The organism is Pararhizobium sp. PWRC1-1, assembly GCF_049897905.1.
In the GTDB taxonomy this organism is placed as follows: domain Bacteria; phylum Pseudomonadota; class Alphaproteobacteria; order Rhizobiales; family Rhizobiaceae; genus Pararhizobium.
In genome coordinates, this window is the sequence record NZ_JAFCXE010000005.1 from 257,415 (window position 1) to 276,241 (window position 18,827).

At 60.5% G+C, this 18,827-nt stretch carries 18 protein-coding genes; 12 read left to right on the forward strand and 6 right to left on the reverse strand.

Annotation, left to right across the window (positions count from 1 at the left end; all coding sequences use genetic code 11):
* Positions 1-202 precede the first annotated feature (202 nt).
* Positions 203-1,570: an LLM class flavin-dependent oxidoreductase gene (locus ACP7E0_RS11010; protein WP_426124866.1), complete on the forward strand. Its 1,368-nt coding sequence runs from the start codon at positions 203-205 to the stop codon at positions 1,568-1,570.
* A gap of 4 nt (positions 1,571-1,574) precedes the next feature.
* Here ACP7E0_RS11010 and ACP7E0_RS11015 read toward each other — a convergent pair whose 3' ends face one another.
* The 3 genes from ACP7E0_RS11015 to ACP7E0_RS11025 form a co-directional block, all read right to left on the reverse strand.
* A complete protein-coding gene (locus ACP7E0_RS11015; protein WP_426124867.1) occupies positions 1,575-2,228 on the reverse strand; it encodes a methionine ABC transporter permease in 654 nt (217 codons plus the stop codon).
* On the reverse strand, positions 2,209-3,288 hold the full coding sequence (locus ACP7E0_RS11020) for a methionine ABC transporter ATP-binding protein (RefSeq protein WP_426124868.1): 1,080 nt from the start codon (positions 3,286-3,288) through the stop codon (positions 2,209-2,211). Before ACP7E0_RS11020 ends, ACP7E0_RS11015 begins: the two co-directional genes overlap by 20 nt.
* A gap of 129 nt (positions 3,289-3,417) precedes the next feature.
* A complete protein-coding gene (locus tag ACP7E0_RS11025; RefSeq protein ID WP_426124870.1) occupies positions 3,418-4,251 on the reverse strand; it encodes a MetQ/NlpA family lipoprotein in 834 nt (277 codons plus the stop codon).
* A 268-nt stretch (positions 4,252-4,519) separates the two neighbouring features.
* Between ACP7E0_RS11025 and ACP7E0_RS11030 the strand changes: the two genes are divergently transcribed.
* A complete protein-coding gene (locus ACP7E0_RS11030; RefSeq protein WP_426124871.1) occupies positions 4,520-4,948 on the forward strand; it encodes an OsmC family protein in 429 nt (142 codons plus the stop codon).
* Between the two features lie 13 nt (positions 4,949-4,961).
* Here the strand turns inward: ACP7E0_RS11030 and ACP7E0_RS11035 are convergent, their stop codons facing one another.
* Positions 4,962-5,549, reverse strand: a complete 588-nt coding sequence (locus tag ACP7E0_RS11035) for a DUF1349 domain-containing protein (protein ID WP_426124872.1) — start codon at positions 5,547-5,549, stop codon at positions 4,962-4,964.
* Between the two features lie 202 nt (positions 5,550-5,751).
* Here ACP7E0_RS11035 and ACP7E0_RS11040 point away from each other — a divergent pair, with 202 nt between their 5' ends.
* From ACP7E0_RS11040 to ACP7E0_RS11050, 3 genes are all read left to right on the forward strand, one after another.
* Positions 5,752-7,059, forward strand: coding sequence for a UDP-glucose dehydrogenase family protein (locus ACP7E0_RS11040; protein WP_426124873.1), 1,308 nt, complete (start codon positions 5,752-5,754; stop codon positions 7,057-7,059).
* A gap of 44 nt (positions 7,060-7,103) precedes the next feature.
* Positions 7,104-8,108, forward strand: a complete 1,005-nt coding sequence (locus ACP7E0_RS11045; RefSeq protein WP_426124874.1) for an NAD-dependent epimerase — start codon at positions 7,104-7,106, stop codon at positions 8,106-8,108.
* Positions 8,109-8,330: 222 nt separating this feature from the next.
* The gene (locus ACP7E0_RS11050; RefSeq protein WP_426124876.1) at positions 8,331-9,104 is read left to right on the forward strand and encodes a metallophosphoesterase; all 774 of its coding nucleotides are present in this window, start codon (positions 8,331-8,333) and stop codon (positions 9,102-9,104) included.
* A 56-nt stretch (positions 9,105-9,160) separates the two neighbouring features.
* Here the strand turns inward: ACP7E0_RS11050 and ACP7E0_RS11055 are convergent, their stop codons facing one another.
* Positions 9,161-10,318: a fumarylacetoacetate hydrolase family protein gene (locus ACP7E0_RS11055; RefSeq protein WP_426124877.1), complete on the reverse strand. Its 1,158-nt coding sequence runs from the start codon at positions 10,316-10,318 to the stop codon at positions 9,161-9,163.
* A 253-nt stretch (positions 10,319-10,571) separates the two neighbouring features.
* Between ACP7E0_RS11055 and ACP7E0_RS11060 the strand changes: the two genes are divergently transcribed.
* The 3 genes from ACP7E0_RS11060 to ACP7E0_RS11070 all read left to right on the forward strand — a co-directional run bounded on the left by ACP7E0_RS11060 (position 10,572) and on the right by ACP7E0_RS11070 (position 13,430).
* On the forward strand, positions 10,572-11,756 hold the full coding sequence (locus ACP7E0_RS11060) for a TMEM43 family protein (RefSeq protein WP_426124878.1): 1,185 nt from the start codon (positions 10,572-10,574) through the stop codon (positions 11,754-11,756).
* A 152-nt stretch (positions 11,757-11,908) separates the two neighbouring features.
* Positions 11,909-12,697 carry a YdcF family protein gene (locus ACP7E0_RS11065; protein WP_426124879.1) on the forward strand — a complete coding sequence of 263 codons (789 nt, stop codon included), beginning with the start codon at positions 11,909-11,911 and terminating at the stop codon, positions 12,695-12,697.
* Positions 12,698-12,794: 97 nt separating this feature from the next.
* The gene (locus ACP7E0_RS11070; protein WP_426124881.1) at positions 12,795-13,430 is read left to right on the forward strand and encodes a trimeric intracellular cation channel family protein; all 636 of its coding nucleotides are present in this window, start codon (positions 12,795-12,797) and stop codon (positions 13,428-13,430) included.
* Between the two features lie 56 nt (positions 13,431-13,486).
* Here the strand turns inward: ACP7E0_RS11070 and irrA are convergent, their stop codons facing one another.
* Positions 13,487-13,906 carry an iron response transcriptional regulator IrrA gene (gene irrA / locus ACP7E0_RS11075; RefSeq protein WP_060637917.1) on the reverse strand — a complete coding sequence of 140 codons (420 nt, stop codon included), beginning with the start codon at positions 13,904-13,906 and terminating at the stop codon, positions 13,487-13,489.
* Between the two features lie 320 nt (positions 13,907-14,226).
* On the opposite strand from irrA, the gene fabA reads away from it, so the two are divergent.
* The 4 genes from fabA to htpG all read left to right on the forward strand — a co-directional run bounded on the left by fabA (position 14,227) and on the right by htpG (position 18,814).
* Positions 14,227-14,742: a 3-hydroxyacyl-[acyl-carrier-protein] dehydratase FabA gene (fabA, locus tag ACP7E0_RS11080; protein WP_318415760.1), complete on the forward strand. Its 516-nt coding sequence runs from the start codon at positions 14,227-14,229 to the stop codon at positions 14,740-14,742.
* A gap of 47 nt (positions 14,743-14,789) precedes the next feature.
* On the forward strand, positions 14,790-16,013 hold the full coding sequence (gene fabB, locus ACP7E0_RS11085) for a beta-ketoacyl-ACP synthase I (RefSeq protein WP_426124883.1): 1,224 nt from the start codon (positions 14,790-14,792) through the stop codon (positions 16,011-16,013).
* A gap of 4 nt (positions 16,014-16,017) precedes the next feature.
* Entirely contained in the window at positions 16,018-16,824 is an 807-nt protein-coding gene (gene fabI / locus ACP7E0_RS11090) for an enoyl-ACP reductase FabI (protein ID WP_426124885.1), read from the forward strand.
* Positions 16,825-16,927: 103 nt separating this feature from the next.
* Positions 16,928-18,814: a molecular chaperone HtpG gene (gene htpG / locus ACP7E0_RS11095; RefSeq protein WP_426124886.1), complete on the forward strand. Its 1,887-nt coding sequence runs from the start codon at positions 16,928-16,930 to the stop codon at positions 18,812-18,814.
* The last annotated feature ends 13 nt before the right edge of the window (positions 18,815-18,827 follow it).

The window sequence follows — 18,827 nt, forward strand, 5'->3', positions numbered from 1 at the left end:
CAATGGTTCAATGGCATTCCGCGCCGAAGGCTCCGGTGGAATGATGTTTAATCATTGTAAAATTCATAGAATTTATAGAGATAAAAAATTCCTGAATTCGCTATGCTTTCGTAATGCGAATCTAAATTAACGATGGACTTGGGTCTTTTCGCCGGAATGGTACAAAACAGAGAAAACGCGACCGAAAGAGGGAAACGGCAGGATGAAGACAATGCAGATCTACGCCTTCGACATGAAGTGCGTCGGCCACATCAACCATGGTCTGTGGACGCATCCGCGCGATCAGTCGGTGCGCTATACCGATCTCGACTACTGGACGGATCTGGCCATCACTGCCGAACGCGGCAAGCTCGATGGACTATTCCTGGCCGATATCGTCGGGGTTTATGATGTCTACAAGGGCAGCCCGGCACCAACGATCGAGACCGGCGCGCAAATCCCGGTCAACGATCCGCTGATCCCGATTTCAGCCATGGCGCATGTGACCAAACACCTCGGTTTCGGTGTTACCGTCAACACGACCTACGAGCCGCCGTTTCTTCTGGCGCGGCGCATGTCGACGCTGGATCACCTCACCAAGGGGCGGATCGGCTGGAACATCGTCACCGGCTATCTCGATAGTGCTGCCCGCAGCATGGGTATCGAGCGGCAGTCGGACCATGACGCCCGCTACGATGCGGCGGAAGAGTATCTCGAGGTGCTCTACAAGCTCTGGGAAGGCAGCTGGGACGACGACGCGGTGCTGCGCGACAAGACGGGCCGGACATATGCCGATCCGTCCAGGGTACGGGCTGTCAGGCATGACGGGCACTACCACAGGATGGAGGGCATCCATCTCAGCGAGCCCTCGCCGCAGCGCACGCCACTGCTGTTTCAGGCCGGCGCTTCAGCGCGCGGGCAGGATTTTGCCGGCAAACATGCGGAATGCGTGTTCATCGCCAGTGCGACGCCACAAGCCGCCAAGCCGATCGTTGAAGGCTTGCGCCGCAAGGCCGAGGAATTCGGCCGGGGCAGTGATGCCTTGCGCATTCTCAATCTGTTGACCGTCGTTGTCGGGCGGACGGAAAAGGAAGCTCAGGACAAGCTGGAGGACTATCGTCAGTATTCCAGCGTCGAGGCCTCATTGGCACACTATTCCAGCTCCATCGGCATCGACCTTTCGAAATATGGGCTAGATGAGCCGATCGAACAATTGACCACCAATGCCAACCAGTCGGCGCTGGCGGCGATTACCAAGCAGGCCGCCAAGCCGCTGACGGTGCGGCAGATCACCGAACAGATGGTGCTGGGCAGCCGGATGAAGCCGGTGGTCGGTTCGCCGGAGCAGATTGCCGATCATCTGCAGATGTGGATCAAGGACGCCGGCATCGACGGCTTCAACCTCGCCCGTACCGTGGCACCGGAGAGCCTTGCGGATTTCGTCGATCTTGTCGTGCCGGTTTTGCAGGAGCGCGGCCTGTTCAAGGCGGACTATGCTGAAGGACCGCTGCGGCAGAAACTGTTTGGCGGCGCAGATGGAAGACTGACTGCCTCCCACCCCGCCGCCGCTTTCAGGCACACAAGAGATTAGCCGGCTATTTGTGATCCAGCCTGGTGACGAGGCGGTCACCAAGCCACTGGATGCCGCAGACCAGAATGATCAGCACGATCACCACGGCGATCATCACCGTCGTTTCGAACCGCTGATAGCCATAGCGGATGGCGAGATCGCCGAGGCCACCGGCCCCGATGGCGCCGGCCATGGCCGAGGCGCCGACCAGGGTCACCAGCGTCACCGTAAAGCCGGAGATGATGCCTGGCAGCGCTTCCGGCACCAGCACTTCGCGGATGATCGTCCAGCGATTGCCGCCCATGGCGCGTACCGCATCGATCAGGCCACGATCGACCTCACGCAACGACACTTCGGCAATGCGGGCATAGTAAGGGGTCGCTGCGATCGCCAGCGGCACAATGGCCGCCCAGGTGCCAAGCGCCGTTCCGACGATCAGCCGCGTCAACGGGATCAGCGCGACGAGCAGGATGATGAAGGGCACGGAGCGGAAGCCATTGACGATGGCCCCGAGCACGCTGTTCAACCAAGGCTTCTCGGCAATGCCGCCACGGGCGGTGGCAACCAGCGCCAGACCCAGCGGCAGGCCGGCAACCAGCGAGATGATGCCGGAGGCGCCGGTCATGAGAATGGTTTCCCACAGAGAGCGGAAAAGCAGTTCAAGCATGATTGGTGTCATAACCAAGCACCTCCACCCGCGCACCGCGAGCTTTTAGAAAATTCTGGACCTGTTCCGGCAGCGCAGCGTCGCTTGTCGGAACGGCAATGAAGAACCGCGCCACCGGCTGGTCCTGGATATGATCGATACCGCCGTGCACGAGGCGGAAGGACTGCGGCAGCGCTTGCGAAAGATCGGCAAACAGCGCGCCCTGGGCGGCTGGGCCTGCCATATCGATGCTGAGGATCTGCTCGGCTCCAGACACCGGCGACAGCCGCGCGGCGATAGAGTCCGGCAACTGCGGGCGGATGCCGCTGAGCAGGCTCTTCGTGATCGGCGCCTGCGGATCGGCAAATACCGACCAGACCTGACCCTCTTCGACGATCCGGCCGGCATCGATGACGGCGACCCGGTCGGCGACGCTGCGCACCACTTCCATCTCGTGGGTGATGAGCAGGATGGTCAGGCCAAGCTTGCGGTTGATGTCCTTCAGGAGAACAAGGATCGAGCGGGTCGTTTCCGGATCGAGCGCCGAGGTGGCTTCATCCGACAGCAAAAGTGCGGGACGGGCGGCAAGGGCGCGGGCGATACCGACGCGCTGCTTCTGGCCACCAGACAGGGACGAGGGATAGGCTTTCGCCTTGTCAGAGAGCCCGACAAGGTCGAGCAGTTCGGCAGCGCGCTTCAGGCGTTCGGCCTTGCCGAGGCCCTCGATCTTGAGCGGCAGCGCCACGTTTTCCTCGACCGTCTTTGCCGACAGAAGGTTGAAATGCTGGAAGATCATGCCGATGCGGCGGCGCAGCGGCTGCAGGTCCTTTTCGCTGAGGCCGGTGATGTTGCGGCCCTCGATATGGATTTCGCCACTATCGGTCTGTTCCAGCCCGTTCAGGCAGCGGATCAGCGTCGACTTGCCGGCACCGCTGCGGCCGATAATGCCGAGAATTTCGCCCTTGCGCACCGTCAACGATACCCCATCCAAGGCAGGCGTCGTGCCGAAGCGGCGCTTGACGTCCTTCAGCCGGACGACCTCATCGGCCTGTGGCAGCGCCGCGGCCGCAGGCGCGGAAACTACAGAATTCATGCCTTGTCCTTCATTGGGTTTTCGGCGTTTGGTTTCGGGTGCCTCTACAACGCCCAAGGCGGCCCTGGCAAATGAATGCCAGAACCGCCCGGTTTAGCGTACCCCTTCGCTCAAAGGGACGAAAGTGGATCAATAGGCGCTGATGCCGGTGCCCTTGTAGACCTTGTCGAATTCGGCCTTGACGGCGTCATTCTGGTAGGAAGAGACCAGTGTCTTTACCCAGGCTTCATTCTCTGTACCGGTCTTGACGGCAATGAAGTTGCGGTAAGGGTTGTTGTCGACCGGCTCCTGGGCAATGCGGTCTTCCGCAGACAGGCCGCTCTTCAGCGCCCAATCGGTGTTGACGACGGCGGCATCGAGGTCTTCGATCGCACGGCCAACGACGCCGGCATCGAGTTCCTTGATTTCGACCTTCTTCGGATTTTCAACGATGTCGGTGATCGTCGCCAGGATGCCGGTACCGTCCTTCAGCTTGATGATGCCTTCGTTCTGCAACACGCGCAGGGCACGGCCTTCGTTCGACGGATCATTCGGCACGCCGATCACGGCGCCTTCCGGCAGTTCGGCAATGGTCTTGAACTTCTTGGTGTAAAGGCCGATCGGCCAGACGCCGGTATAGCCGGCATTGACGATGTGGTAGCCGTGCTGCTTGATCTGGTTGTCGAGATAAGGCTGGTGCTGGAAGGCGTTGGCATCAACTTCGCCGCGCTCAAGCGCTTCGTTCGGCTGGGTGTAATCGTTGAAAACAATGGTTTCGATGGTCAGGCCCTGCTTGGCAGCTTCGGCCGTGACAACGCGCCAGACGTCCTCGTCCTCGCCGCTGATGATGCCGACCTTGATCGACTTGTCTTCGGCAAAGCTTGCGGACGGCGCGGCAAAGCCAGCAATCGCAGCGGCGGAAACGGCAAGAGCGGTCAGGGCCGCGCGGCGCGAGAAAGTGTGAAAGATCGTCTTTTTGGTCATTGTCAGTCCCGTCCTGTCAAATGAGGCAAGCGCCCCGGTGTGGGATGGTTATCGCAAAATCGGATGCGCCCGGCGAAGCACGAACGCCTCTTATCGGGTGATGGCCGGGAAAACTCTTGCGGATGTTCGCCATTTGCGGACACAAATTTCCATAAAATCCGTAGACTACTTAATCCGGCAGGTTTTATTGATCGTGGAAGCCAAAATTGCTTCCAACACAGGAAAAATTGCATATCAAATGAGCTGCGCGTGACTTTAGGAGAGCAAAATGGCGGAATTAACGACAAAAACCAGGCCGACAGGCGCAACCGCTGTTCTCGCCCGGCACGGGTTTCCGCAGGTCACATCCGCGACAGGTGGCGAAATCCAGATCGTCACCGGTCCGTCGCAGGCAGGCTTCAATCCGATCGACCTTTTGTATGCATCGCTGTCGGCCTGCCTGACGATGAGCGCCCGGATCGCAGCAAGCCAGATGGGCCTGCTTGACCGGCTGACTGAAATCCTTGCCGAGGTGACCGGTGAAAAATCCACCGAGGGCCTGTCGCGGGTGGTGAAGTTCAATGTCGTGCTGACGATCCGGGGAGATCTTCATGCCGAAGCCCGGCATGCAATCGCCAAGGCCGCCGAAGAGGAAATCTGCACGGTCAGCAACACGCTGCGCGGCGGTGCCGACTTTTCGATGACGGTTCGGGAGTAAAGAGGCGGCGAGCCTAATCGTGGCCCGTATCATGCAAGGCGCGGCTGATCGGCGCGCCGATGGCGATATCGCTGAACGTCGCCTCGAACCCACCACGTTCCGGCGAGCATGCCGTGATCCCGAATTGGGCATCCCCGGCGGAGAACGGGCAGAGCCGCGCCATCTGCCACAGCGCATGCGTGTCGAACCGGAATTGAACACGCACGGCCGCGTCGTGGCGCGTCAGCCGCACGAAGAGCGGCGCAGACGGCGAAATGCCGGGCAGCGGGATGACCGACCAGTCCGACACGTCGCGCGTGACGACCACGCTGAAATGCATCAGGCCGTCTGTGTATTCTATCCCACACTTGATCCAGTTGTGCTCGTCCAGCCGCAGCATCAGCCCGGCCTGATCATAGAGAGTTTCGTAGACGCCGGTAACCGTCGCCGAACCTGTGAAATCGCCGGAGACAGGACGCAGATAGGCGTGACCGCTGTCACGGTGAAAGCCGTAGAAGGTTTCCTGCCAGAAATCGGTTTTCGCATCGGTTTTCAGCGAAAGCCGGCCAGCGTCTCCATGCCAGACGGCCGGTTCATTGTGCCAGCGAAATGTCTCGGCCATGTCTGCTTTCCTTGTCATATGTCACTCGTGTCGTGGCGGCAATCTAGCCATCGGCGACCGGCTGGCAAGCCCGGCAGCGCGCCGGTACCGCACATCCGGCATTGGCAAGGCGCGTGTGTTTGACTATGGATGCCGCCACGTGCGCATCTGAAGCCGGCATGAAGCCACGATGCGCCTGCGCGATGTCATTCTGGAGTGTGCCATGAAAATCACGATGATCGGTGCCGGTTACGTCGGACTTGTTTCCGGCGTTTGTTTTGCCGATTTCGGCCATGACGTTGTCTGCATCGACAAGGATGCGGGCAAGATCGAGGCGCTGCTTGCCGGACGCATCCCGATTTTCGAGCCCGGGCTTGAGCAACTGGTGGCCGACAATGTCAAGGACGGGCGGCTGAACTTCACCACGGATCTCGCTACAAGCGTGTCCGAGAGTGAGGTGATTTTCATTGCCGTCGGCACGCCGTCGCGGCGCGGCGATGGCCATGCCGATCTGTCCTACGTCTATGATGCCGCCCGAGAGATTGCCGCACATGTGACCGGCTTTACCGTCATCGTCACCAAGTCGACCGTTCCGGTCGGCACCGGCGACGAGGTCGAGCGGATCATGCGCGAGACCAATCCGGATGCCGATATCGCCGTGGTTTCCAATCCGGAATTCCTGCGCGAGGGTGCCGCCATCGACGATTTCAAGCGGCCCGACCGCATCGTCATCGGCCTCAACGATGAGCGCGCCCGTGGCGTGATGACGGAGGTCTACCGGCCGCTCTATCTCAACCAGTCGCCGCTGCTCTTCACCACACGCCGTACCTCCGAGCTGATCAAATATGCCGGAAATGCCTTCCTCGCGATGAAGATCACCTTCATCAACGAGATGGCGGACCTGTGCGAAAAGGTCGGCGCCAATGTGCAGGAAGTGGCGCGCGGCATCGGCCTCGATGGCCGTATCGGCGGCAAATTCCTGCACGCCGGTCCGGGCTATGGCGGCTCGTGCTTTCCGAAGGACACGCTTGCGCTGGTGAAAACCGCACAGGATCATGACAGCCCGGTGCGGCTGATCGAGACGGTCGTCTCCGTCAACGATAACCGCAAACGCGCCATGGGCCGCAAGGTGATCGCGGCAGCGGGCGGCGATGTGCGCGGCAAGAAGGTCGCCGTGCTCGGCCTCACCTTCAAGCCCAACACCGACGACATGCGCGACAGCCCGGCCATTGCCGTCATTCAGGCGCTGACCGATGCCGGCGCCATCGTCACCGGTTATGATCCGGAAGGCATGGAGAATGCGAAACACGTGATCGACGGCATCGCCTATGCCGACAATCCCTACAAGGCGGCAGAGGGCGCAGACGCGCTTGTCATCGTGACCGAATGGAACGAATTCCGGGCGCTCAATCTCGACCGCCTGAAGGTCCTGATGAACACGCCGCTTCTTGTCGACCTCCGGAACATCTATCAGTCCGGTGAGGTCACCAAGCACGGCTTCAGCTATACCAGCATCGGCCGTCCGGAATAGACCACCGTAGGTCCAAGACGACTAAAGACAGACAAGGAGCCGGCATGCGCTATCTGATCACGGGAACGGCAGGGTTTATCGGGTTTCACCTGGCCAAGCGGCTGCTCGACGACGGCCATTTCGTCACCGGTTTCGATGGCATGACGCCCTATTATGACGTCCGGCTGAAGGAACGCCGCCACGCGATCCTTGCTCGCTCCAACGGTTTCAAGCCCGTCATCGGCATGCTGGAGGACAAAGCGGCGCTGGAGAAGGCGGCCGAGATCGGCGAACCCGACGTCATCGTGCATCTCGCGGCCCAGGCTGGCGTGCGCTACAGCCTGGAAAACCCGAAAGCTTACGTCGATTCAAACCTGATCGGCTCCTGGAACATCCTGGAACTAGCCAAAGCTGTGCAGCCCAAGCACCTGCTGCTCGCCTCCACCTCCTCGATCTATGGCGCCAACGAGAAAATCCCATTTGCCGAGACAGACCGTGCCGACGAGCCGATGACGCTCTACGCCGCCACCAAGAAGTCTGGCGAACTGATGGCCCACAGCTATGCCCATCTCTACAAGGTGCCGACGACAGCCTTCCGCTTCTTCACGGTCTACGGTCCCTGGGGCCGCCCAGACATGGCGCTGTTCAAATTCGTCGATTGCATCCTCAACGGCCGGCCGATCGAGATCTATGGCGAAGGCCGGATGAGCCGCGACTTTACCTATATCGACGATCTCGTCGAAGGCATCGTCCGGTTGATGGGCGTTGTGCCGGCCGAGGACAACCGCGTCGAGGAGATCGATACGCTGTCGCGCCATGCACCGTTCCGGGTCGTCAATGTCGGCGGCGGGCAGCCGGTCGAGCTGATGCGCTTCGTCGAGACGGTCGAAGCTGCTGTCGGGCGCCCGGCGATCCGCACGATGCTGCCGATGCAGCAGGGTGATGTGCCCAGAACCTTTGCAGCACCCGATCTTTTGAACGCGCTGACGCAGTTCAAGCCATCGATCGCGGTGGACGAGGGCGTCAAGCGGTTCGTCGAGTGGTATCGCGCCGAAATGGCCACGGGCTAAACTTGGCGCCGCCTTTTGATTGATCTCTCCGCTACCGCCGGATCATCTTGACGGGGCGGGTGTCCATCCGCGATCTTCATCAGCTTGCCGTTGCAGGTGCTGTCTTTTCCGGCACCGCACATTTCCGGGATTCGATGCCTTGACGCCAATTTTCGCCATTCTTCCAGCCACAGCCAGTTCCCGGCGCTGCACGCCTGGACATTGCGGCGAGAGGATCGTGCGATGATGCGCGGCATCCATGATTTCATGCGCCGCATTCGCATGCCGGTCTCCGGACAACGGCGCAAACTCTTCTTCGATGCGGCCCCGGACATCATTTATGCCATCGGCGATGTGCATGGCTGCGACGATATGCTCGGCCGGCTGGAAGACCTGATCTTTGAAGACAGCGGCAAGCATGACGGAACGAAATGGCTGATCATGCTCGGCGACTATGTTGACCGTGGGCCGAAATCAGCATCGGTCCTGCAGAGGCTGATGACTGCACCTCGCGCGGATATCGATCGTGTGTGTCTTGCGGGTAATCACGAGAGCGTCATGCTCGATTTCCTGCGCAATCCCGCCAGAACCCACCGCTGGCTGGAACTCGGCGGCCTGGAAACGCTGCGCTCGTATGGCATTCCCACCGTGCCGGATAACCGCGACGCGTTGAAAGGCCTGTTGCAAGCTCACATTCCGTCGGAACACGTCGCCTTTCTCGAATCCTTGCCTTCGATGCTGAGCGTGCCCGGTTACTGCTTTGTTCACGCGGGCCTTAAGGATGGCGTGGCGCTGGCGCAGCAGCGGGATTCCGACCTCTTGTGGCTGCGGCCGACCGCAGTCGATAAGACGGCGGCTCGCAACGACTTTGTGACTGTCCATGGCCATACGCCGGTGTCCAAGGTCGAGATCGCACCAGGCCGCATCAATATCGATACCGGCGCCTATATGAGCGGGGTGCTGACCGCACTCCGCCTATCGCGCGGCCGCGCGCCTGCGGTCCTTCAGTGCAGATGAACGCAACGCGTGGGCGCTGCGTTTCCGTATGACCCGGAACGCTTGAACAGCAGATCTCAGAGCAATCCACGCGCAGCAAGATTGCGCATCAATGCGGAAGGGCCGAAGGTCCAGGGCGGGCATTCGGTCGAGAGCCGCACCGTATTGGTCAGCGATCCCAGTTCAGCATTCGCGATCGTCACGACATCGCCGAGCTTGTGGGTAAACCCCTGGCCCGGCGTATCGCGATCCTCCACCGGCGCAAACAGGGTGCCCATGAACAGTAGAAGGCCGTCGGGATATTGATGATGGCGGCCGATGGTCTGGGAGACCAGATCGAGCGGGTCGCGGCTGATTTCCCGCATCGTGCTTGCGCCCTTCAGAAGGAACCCGTCGGAACCGATGATCGTCAGCGACAGATCGGCGCTGCGCACGTCGTCGATCGAATAGGTATCGTCGAACAGCCGAATGAACGGGCCGATGGCGGACGAAGCGTTGTTGTCCTTGGCTTTGCCGAGCAGCAGGGCCGAGCGCCCCTCGACGTCGCGCAGGTTGACGTCGTTGCCGAGCGCTGCCCCTTTAACGCGGCCCTGGCTATCGACGGCCAGCACGATCTCCGGCTCAGGATTGTTCCATTTCGAGATCGGATGCAGCCCGACCGACGCGCCCCAGCCGACAGAAGCCAGAACCTGCGCCTTGGAAAACACCTCCGCATCCGGGCCGATGCCGACCTCCAGATATTGCGACCAGACGCCCACCTCGATCAACGCCGCTTTCACCTTGGCGGCTTCCGGCGATCCAGCTTTCAGATCGCGCAAGCTGTCACCGATGATGGCGGTTACGCGTTCGCGCATCGTTTCGGCCAGCGCCGGATTGCCGGCCGCTTTTTCCTCGATGACCCGCTCGATCATCGAACGGGCGAAGGTGACGCCGCAGGCCTTGACCGCCTGCAGGTCGCATGGAGCAAGCAGATGGATGCTCGAGAGATCGCCGGCCGCTTCGACCGAGGCTGCCAGGACGGCTTCAAGGGTGGACAGCCGCTCGCCCTGAAGGCCCGAAAGAAACCTGATGGGGTCGTCGAGTTCCAAAAGGTCGCGCATCGTCGGAACCTCTTTCGAGGTGATGTCGATGAGATCGCCACCGCGCAGAACCACCAGCGCTGGACCCGCAACATCGGGCCGCCAGACGCGCCCGACAAACGTTCCCGTTTCAAATGCCTCGTTGACCGATGTCATGCCGCGCCTCCCCAACCAATATCACGGCCGCAAGATACAAGCCGCCGGATCGCGGACAAGGTGCCAAATGCAAAAACAACCTGCCTGTATGGAATGAATACCGCGAAATTTTCGCGAATGCCCCAAAGAGTGTTCATCGAAGAGCACGGCCGCTATATTTAATTTTACTGATTTTCTGCTAGCACCTGTTTCAGCGAATAAGCGTGTCGAACCAACCGTTAGACGGATGGGCATTAGCAGAGGGACGAGGGGCATGAGCTTTACGGAAACAACTACAAGATCGTGGTTTTCAAAACTGAAAAGCGGCCTTGCCGGGCTTATCATCGGCCCCATCCTCGTGATCGGGATGATCTGGCTGTTGTCCTGGAACGAAGGCCGTTCCGTCCAGACCTATCGTGCCCTGGTGGAAGGGGCCGGCATCGTCGTTTCGATCGATAACGGCAGCGTAGACCCGGTCAATGAAGGCAAACTCGTCCATGTCTCCGGCCCGGTCAAACCGGACGGCACGCCTGAGGATCCGATGCTGGGCGTCTCGGCACAGGGTGCGGCCGGCCTTAACCGCCAGGTCGAGATGTACCAGTGGATCGAAGACAGCAAGAGCGAGACCCAAAAGACGCTCGGCGGCGGCGAAGAAACCGTCACCACGTACAGCTACAAAAAGGAATGGCGTCCGCGCCCGGTCGATTCCTCCGATTTCAAGCAGAGCGACCAGCACCAGAACCCCGAGATGCCGATCGAGGGTGACCGCTTCACGGTGGCAACCGCAACGCTCGGCGCCTTTATCGTCGATGGCAAGGCCGTTGCCAATCTCGGCACGGAAACGCCGGTCAAGCTTTCTCCCGATGTCATCGGCCAGGTCACGGCTGCGATCGGTTCCGACAAGCCGGTCAATGCCAATGGCACCACAATCTACGTGTCGCAGAACCGTCAGAACCCGGCCGTCGGCGACCTGCGCATCAGTTTCAGCCGTGAAGACATTGCCGAAGCCAGCTTCGTCGGCGCCCAGAAGGCCGCAAACGTTACCGGCTACAAGGCCACAAACGGCCGTGAACTGTTCCTGAGTGCTGCCGGAAAGGTCGATGCGGCTCAGATGTTCGATGCCGCCCAGAGCGAGAATACCCTGATCACTTGGCTTATTCGCGGCGGCGGACTGCTCGGCATGTTCATCGGCTTTGCCCTGTTGCTATCGATCCTCGGGATCATCGCCGACGTCATTCCGTTCGTCGGCTCGATCGTCGGTTTCGGCACCTCGGTCATCGCCGTCATCCTGACACTCATCCTAGGACCTCTGGTCATCGCCATCGCCTGGATTGCCTACCGGCCGGTGCTGGCCATTGCCATCATCGCCGCCGGCATCCTGCTCGCTGCCGGGCTGATCTATCTGAGGCGGAACAAGACGGTTGCCGCACAAGTGCCAACGACGCTCGGCCGGGCCTGAAAGCCCGACCCCCCGTCTCCAGAAAGCCCGTGGCAGGTAAACTGCTACGGGCGTTTGCTGTCTGCATTGGACTGCATTGGCCAATACCGTCTTGGGCTGCTAGGTTCGCCCTCCCCGATCATGCGCCCCTGAAAGAGACGGTAGCAGGCCTCATGTTTCTCGCATCAAAACTGTTCTGGCTGCTTGCCCAGCCTCTGTCGCTGGTCTTTATTCTCCTGGTACTGAGTTTCCTTTTTGCGGCCGGTGGCTTGCGGCGGCTGTACCGGTTTCTGTCGGGACTTGCCGCGACGCTGCTTTTCCTCACCCTGTTCACAAGCACTGGACCCGTCATGCTTCAGGTGCTGGAAAACCGCATCCCAAAGCCCGCAAGCCTGCCCGCCGACCTCTCCTGCATAATCATTCTTGGTGGCGCCTTCGAAAACGAGGTGATTGCCAAGCGGGGCGGCATCGAACTCAACCAGGCCGCGGACCGGTTCGTCGAAGGCCTAAAGCTTGCCCAATCCCATCCATCCGCACGCATTCTCATCTCGGGCGGCGACGGCTCGTTCAGCGGGCAATATGATGGCGACGCGCAGACATCCGAGACATTCTTCTCGACCTTCGGCATTGCCCCTGAACGGCTGATCCGCGAAGACCAGTCACGCACCACCTTCGAGAATGCTGCCAATACGAAACAATTGCTGGAAGCGAACGGGTTATCGAACTGCGTCCTCATCACCTCGGCCTTCCACATGCCGCGCTCCGTCGGGCTGTTCCGCAAGCTCGGCATCGCCGTGACGCCATGGCCGGTGGATTATCGCACCAGCGGCGAGGCGACCCTTGGCCCCGATTTCAGCCAGCCTTCCTTGAACGCGCAGCTGACGACAACGGCGATGCGCGAATGGGCGGGCCTGGTCGCCTATTTCATCAGCGGCCGCACGCACGTTCTCTTTCCGCAATAGTCAACACGACCCGCTTTGAGACCTGCCGTTGACGCGACCGCGCCATTGTGGTCCTTCTCGAATTTCTGGCGGGCTCGATTTTCTGGCGGGGGGAAAAATGCCGATCCTGGAAATTCTCGATTATGCCGGGGTGGCAGTGTTTGCTGCGACAGGCGCTCTATCCGCCTCGCGCAAACAGCTGGATATCATCGGCTATATCTTCCTTGCCTCGGTCACCGGTATTGGGGGCGGCACGTTGCGCGATGTCATCCTTGGCGCGACGCCGGTCTTCTGGGTCACCAATCCGATCTACCTGCTCGTCTGCGGCGGCATGGGCCTTCTGGTATTCTTCTCAGCCCATATGATGGAATCGCGCTACAAATTCCTCGTCTGGCTCGATGCCATAGGGCTGGCTGCCTATAGCGTCATGGGAGCTGCCAAGGGGCTGGCTGCGACGGGATCCCCCATCGTTGCGCTTGTCACCGGCATGTTGACGGCGACCTTTGGCGGTATCCTGCGCGACCTGCTTGCAGGCGAGCCATCGGTTTTGTTGCGTCCGGAAATCTACGTCACCGCCGCACTGGCCGGTTCAGCCGTGTTCACCGCCGCGACATGGCTGGGGGCATCGCTGCTGATCGCCTCAAGCCTCGGCGTGGTGACAGCCTTTGCGGTGCGCGGCGGAGCGCTTAAATATGGCTGGACGCTGCCGACCGGAGATCCGAGGCCAGGACGTCATCCCGACGACGTGATGTAACGTCGTTGACGACGTGATGTAACGTCGTTGACGACGTGATTTCGAGAAAAAGAAAATCAGCCGCGCTTCGGGCGCAAGCGGATGATGACGTCGACATGGGCGATTTCCATGCCTTCCGGTGGCTCCGGCAGATTGCCGATCGTCAAGCTGCTGACCGGAATATCGAGCACCTCGTTATGGCCTTCGACGAAGAAATGGTGATGATCGGAGACGTTGGTGTCGAAATAGGTCTTGGCGCTTTCCACGGCCAGGACACGGATCATGCCGGCTTCGGTGAACTGGTGCAGCGTGTTGTAGACTGTCGCCAGCGATACCGGAACACCGGCGGTCACCGCTTCTTCGTGCAATTCCTCGACCGTCAGGTGGCGATCACCCTTGGCAAAGATCAGGTCGGCAAGCGCCATGCGCTGACGCGTCGGCCTGAGACCGGAGCGGCGCAGGCGTTCTTCCGAACAGATCTCGATGGCAGTCGTCATACGGACGGATCCAGATTTCCAAGCTATTGCAGAACAGACTTACAGAGCCGATATAACTTTTGCCGAGAATGCTTTCAATAGTAAGCAAGCTCCCTCAAGGCATCCAGACGGTAAAAACCGCCTGATTCTTGGGGCAAAAGGCAATTATCTCTGGCTGTTGCAGCAGCCATCATGTATGCGACGGCGGAATTAGGCCTTGTGCTTGGCCAGACAGGAATACGCGAAACGACGCGCTTGGGTCATACCGGAGCTTCAATTCGCACCCATCTTGCTCTAAACCAAGTCAACCAAAAACGGATGTAGCGGGGAAACGACAGTTCATGACGACCAGACAATCCAGCTTCAATTATGAAGAGATCCTGAAATGCGGTCGCGGCGAACTGTTTGGCCCGGGCAATGCCCAGCTGCCCCTGCCCCCGATGCTGATGGTTCACCGTATCACCGACATCTCCGAAACCGGTGGTGCCTTCGACAAGGGTTACATCCGGGCCGAATATGACGTGCGTCCCGATGACTGGTATTTCCCCTGCCACTTCCAGGGCAATCCGATCATGCCGGGCTGCCTTGGCCTTGATGGCATGTGGCAGCTGACGGGCTTCTTCCTCGGCTGGCTCGGCGAACCCGGCCGCGGCATGGCGCTTTCCACCGGCGAAGTGAAGTTCAAGGGCATGATCCGCCCGGAAACGAAGCTCCTTGAGTACGGTATCGACTTCAAGCGCGTCATGCGCGGCCGCCTTGTGCTCGGCACTGCCGACGGCTGGCTGAAGGCCGATGGCGAAACCATCTATCAGGCGTCCGACCTTCGCGTCGGTCTGTCGAAAGAAAAAGCTGCCTGAACCGCGGCATAGCCGCACTCAGCTAGATTAAAGAAGAGGTCATCCACATGAGACGGGTTGTTGTCACGGGTCTGGGCATTGTTTCCTCGATCGGAAACGATGCGCAGGAAGTCACCGCGTCGCTGCGTGAAGCAAAATCCGGCATTTCGTTTTCGAACGATTTTGCCGAACACGGCTTCAAGTGCCAGGTCTGGGGTGCACCCAATCTCGACACGACCGAGCTTGTCGATCGCCGCGCCGCACGTTTCCTGTCGCAAGGCGGCATGTGGAACCATGTTGCGATGAAGCAGGCGATCGCCGATTCAGGCCTTGAAGACAAGGATATCGGCGGCAACGAGCGCACCGGCATCATCATGGGCTCGGGTGGTCCGTCCACCCGCACGCTGATCGAAGCGGCCGAAATCACCCTGAAGAACAACAGCCCCAAGCGCATTGGCCCGTTTGCCGTGCCGAAGGCGATGTCCTCGACGGCATCGGCGACGCTTGCTACCTGGTTCAAGATTCACGGCGTCAACTACTCGATCTCGTCGGCCTGCTCGACATCGGCGCACTGCATCGGCAACGCCATGGAAATGATCCAGTGGGGCAAGCAGGACGTGATGTTCGCCGGCGGCCACGAAGACCTCGACTGGACCATGTCGAACCTGTTCGACGCCATGGGCGCCATGTCCTCAAAGTACAACGACACACCTTCGACCGCCTCGCGCGCCTATGACGTTTCCCGCGATGGCTTCGTCATCGCCGGTGGTGCGGGCGTTCTGGTTCTGGAAGAACTCGAACACGCCAAGGCCCGCGGCGCCAAGATCTATGCCGAAATCACCGGCTACGGCGCGACGTCCGACGGCTACGACATGGTTGCTCCATCCGGCGAAGGCGCCATCCGCTGCATGCGCCAGGCACTGGCAACGGTGAAGGGCGAAGTCGACTACGTCAACACGCACGGCACCTCGACGCCCGTTGGCGATTCGAAGGAAATCGGCGCGATCCGCGAAGTCTTCGGCAACAAGATCCCGCATATCCAGTCGACCAAGTCGCTGACCGGCCATTCGCTGGGTGCTGCCGGCGTGCAGGAATCGATCTACGGCCTGTTGATGATGCAGGCGGGCTTCATTGGCGAAAGCGCCCATATCACCGAACTCGACCCGGAATTCGACGGCGTGCCGATCGTGCGCAAGCGCATCGACAACGCCAAGATCGATACCGTTTTGTCGAACTCCTTCGGCTTCGGCGGCACCAATGCCACGCTCGTTTTCCAGCGCCATAACGGATAAATCCATGACCGGTATCATGAACGGAAAGCGCGGCCTCATCATGGGGGTCGCCAACAGCCACTCCATCGCATGGGGCATCGCGCAGAAGCTGGCTGGACAGGGCGCTGAACTCGCTTTCACGTACCAGGGCGAAGCGCTCGGCAAGCGCGTGAAGCCGCTCGCCGCCGAACTCGGCTCCGACTTCGTCATCCCCTGCGATGTCGAAGACATCGCTTCCGTGGATGCGACCATTGACGCGATCAAGGAGAATTGGGGCAAGCTCGATTTCGTCGTGCACGCCATCGGCTTTTCCGACAAGAACGAACTGAAGGGCCTTTACGCCGACACCTCGCGTGAAAACTTTTCGCGCACGATGGTGATCTCCTGCTTCTCCTTCACGGAGATCGCCAAGCGCGCTGCAGGCTTGATGAACGAAGGCGGCGCGATGCTGACGCTGACCTATGGCGGCTCCACCCGCATCATGCCGAACTACAACGTCATGGGCGTTGCGAAAGCCGCCCTGGAAGCGTCTGTCCGCTATCTTGCTGGCGACTACGGCCCGCGCGGCATTCGCGTCAACGCCATCTCCGCCGGCCCGATCCGCACGCTGGCTGGCGCTGGCATTTCCGATGCCCGTGCGATGCTCTCCTGGCAGCAGCAGAACGCACCGCTTCGCCGCACGGTCACCATCGAGGATGTCGGCAACTCGGCGCTCTACCTTCTCTCCGACCTCTCGAGTGGCGTCACCGGCGAGATCCACTATGTGGACTCTGGCTACAACATCACCTCGATGCCGGCCATCGATGCATTGCGCACGGCGGACACGGAGTAACATCCGGGCCGCCCACCCCTTTCCGTGCCTCTTGAATTTTGCATCTGCACTTGCCAGTTCAGAGCGCGCAAACCATCCAGACACACGTTGAGGACAGACACGCATGAGCAATGCCGCTGATAAACCCATCGAAAATCACGTCTTCGAAGCCGATGTCGCACGCCTGCTGCATCTCATGGTGCACTCGGTCTATTCCGACAAGGACGTGTTCCTGCGCGAGTTGATCTCCAACGCCGCCGATGCCTGCGAGAAACTGCGCTACGAGGCCATCAGCGCCCCTGAACTGCTCCTCGACGATCCGACACCGCGCATCACGCTGACGCTCGATGCGGACAACAACAAGCTCATCGTCGAAGACAACGGCATCGGCATGAGCCGTGACGACATGATCGAGGCGCTCGGCACCATCGCCCGTTCCGGCACCCGCGCCTTCATGGAGCGCGTCGAGGCCGCAAAGGCCGGCGAAGGCGCCCAGCTGATCGGCCAGTTCGGCGTCGGCTTCTATTCCGCCTTCATGGTCGCAGACAAGGTCGATGTCGTCTCCCGCCATGCCGGCAGCGCTCATGCCTTTGTCTGGTCGTCCGACGGCAAGGGCAGCTACACGGTATCCGAGGCCGATCTGGCTGACGCTCCGGCACGCGGTACCCGCATCACCATGCATCTGATGGACGACGCCAAGAGCTATACGTCCAAATGGAGCGTCCAGAAGATCGTCAAGGATCAGTCCGGCCACGTTCCTGTTCCGATCGATCTGATCGAGAAACCTGGCGCGGACGCCGAGCGCATCGGCGATGGCACCGCTCTGTGGACGAAATCCCGCAACGAGATCACCAAGGAAGAATACGCGGATTTCTATCGCGGCGTCTCCGGCCAGTACGACGAGCCGGCTTTGACCGTGCATTTCCGTGCCGAAGGCCGGCATGAATATACCGGCCTTGCCTTCGTGCCGGAATCCAAGCCGATCGACATGTTCGATCCTTCGGCCAAGGGCCGCATGAAGCTCTACGTCAAGCGCGTCTTCATCACCGACGATGCCGAGCTTCTGCCGCGCTACCTGCGCTTCGTGCGGGGCCTGGTCGACACATCCGACCTGCCCCTCAACGTATCGCGCGAGATGATCCAGGAAAGCCCGATCCTTGCCGCCATCCGCAAGGGCCTGACCAACCGCGTGCTGACTGCCATCGAGAAGATGGCCGACAGCGACACTGACGCCTTTGCCAAGCTCTGGGACGCCTTCGGCGCCGTGCTCAAGGAAGGCATCTACGACGATTTCGAGCGCCGGGAACAGCTGATCGCCCTGTCGCGCTTCCGCACCACCACCTCTGACGAGGCGACCCGATCGCTTGCCGACTATGTCAAAGACATGAAGGATGCGCAGGCGGCGATCTATTACCTGACGGGCGACAATCTCGACCGGCTGAAGGCCTCGCCGCAGCTCGAAGGTTTTCGCGCCCGGGGGATCGAGGTTTTGCTGCTGACCGATTCCGTCGACAGCTTCTGGGTGACGGCCGCGCCGGATTTCGACGGCAAGCCGTTCAAGTCGATCACCCAAGGTGCTGCCGACCTCGCCCAGGTGCCAACAGCCGATGGTGAGGCACCCGCAACGCCGGAAACCTCCGAAGCCGTCACCGATTTCATCGCCTTTGCCAAGACGACGCTCGGCGACGCGGTATCGGACGTGCGGGCCTCCGACCGGTTGACGGAAAGCGCCGTTTGCCTTGTTGCGCCTGAGCAGGGCTATGACCGCCAGCTGGAAAAGCTGCTGCAGGGTTCCGGTAGGCTCGACTTGATTGCCAAGCCGGTGCTTGAGATCAATCCGGGCCACGGCCTGATCGCAGCGCTTGCCTCCGGTGGTAGCAACGAATTCCGCACCGACGCCGTACAACTCCTGCTCGACCAGGCCCGCGTCCTCGACGGTGACAAGCCACAGGACCCGCGCGCCTTTGCCGAGCGGCTGTCGCGGTTGTTTGAGCGGGCTTTGAAGAGCTAAAAAGGCTTGTCAG

Excerpts from the sequence above, each read along its gene's own strand:
- ACP7E0_RS11020 (WP_426124868.1), bottom strand. The coding sequence starts at position 3,288 with ATGAATTCTGTAGTTTCCGCGCCTGCGGCCGCGGCGCTGCCACAGGCC.
- htpG (WP_426124886.1), top strand. The coding sequence starts at position 16,928 with ATGAGCAATGCCGCTGATAAACCCATCGAAAATCACGTCTTCGAAGCC.
- ACP7E0_RS11010 (WP_426124866.1), top strand. The coding sequence starts at position 203 with ATGAAGACAATGCAGATCTACGCCTTCGACATGAAGTGCGTCGGCCAC.
- ACP7E0_RS11065 (WP_426124879.1), top strand. The coding sequence starts at position 11,909 with ATGTTTCTCGCATCAAAACTGTTCTGGCTGCTTGCCCAGCCTCTGTCG.
- ACP7E0_RS11035 (WP_426124872.1), bottom strand. The coding sequence starts at position 5,549 with ATGGCCGAGACATTTCGCTGGCACAATGAACCGGCCGTCTGGCATGGA.
- ACP7E0_RS11060 (WP_426124878.1), top strand. The coding sequence starts at position 10,572 with ATGAGCTTTACGGAAACAACTACAAGATCGTGGTTTTCAAAACTGAAA.
- ACP7E0_RS11045 (WP_426124874.1), top strand. The coding sequence starts at position 7,104 with ATGCGCTATCTGATCACGGGAACGGCAGGGTTTATCGGGTTTCACCTG.
- irrA (WP_060637917.1), bottom strand. The coding sequence starts at position 13,906 with ATGACGACTGCCATCGAGATCTGTTCGGAAGAACGCCTGCGCCGCTCC.
- ACP7E0_RS11040 (WP_426124873.1), top strand. The coding sequence starts at position 5,752 with ATGAAAATCACGATGATCGGTGCCGGTTACGTCGGACTTGTTTCCGGC.
- fabA (WP_318415760.1), top strand. The coding sequence starts at position 14,227 with ATGACGACCAGACAATCCAGCTTCAATTATGAAGAGATCCTGAAATGC.
- fabI (WP_426124885.1), top strand. The coding sequence starts at position 16,018 with ATGACCGGTATCATGAACGGAAAGCGCGGCCTCATCATGGGGGTCGCC.
- ACP7E0_RS11030 (WP_426124871.1), top strand. The coding sequence starts at position 4,520 with ATGGCGGAATTAACGACAAAAACCAGGCCGACAGGCGCAACCGCTGTT.
- fabB (WP_426124883.1), top strand. The coding sequence starts at position 14,790 with ATGAGACGGGTTGTTGTCACGGGTCTGGGCATTGTTTCCTCGATCGGA.
- ACP7E0_RS11055 (WP_426124877.1), bottom strand. The coding sequence starts at position 10,318 with ATGACATCGGTCAACGAGGCATTTGAAACGGGAACGTTTGTCGGGCGC.
- ACP7E0_RS11050 (WP_426124876.1), top strand. The coding sequence starts at position 8,331 with ATGATGCGCGGCATCCATGATTTCATGCGCCGCATTCGCATGCCGGTC.
- ACP7E0_RS11025 (WP_426124870.1), bottom strand. The coding sequence starts at position 4,251 with ATGACCAAAAAGACGATCTTTCACACTTTCTCGCGCCGCGCGGCCCTG.
- ACP7E0_RS11070 (WP_426124881.1), top strand. The coding sequence starts at position 12,795 with ATGCCGATCCTGGAAATTCTCGATTATGCCGGGGTGGCAGTGTTTGCT.
- ACP7E0_RS11015 (WP_426124867.1), bottom strand. The coding sequence starts at position 2,228 with ATGACACCAATCATGCTTGAACTGCTTTTCCGCTCTCTGTGGGAAACC.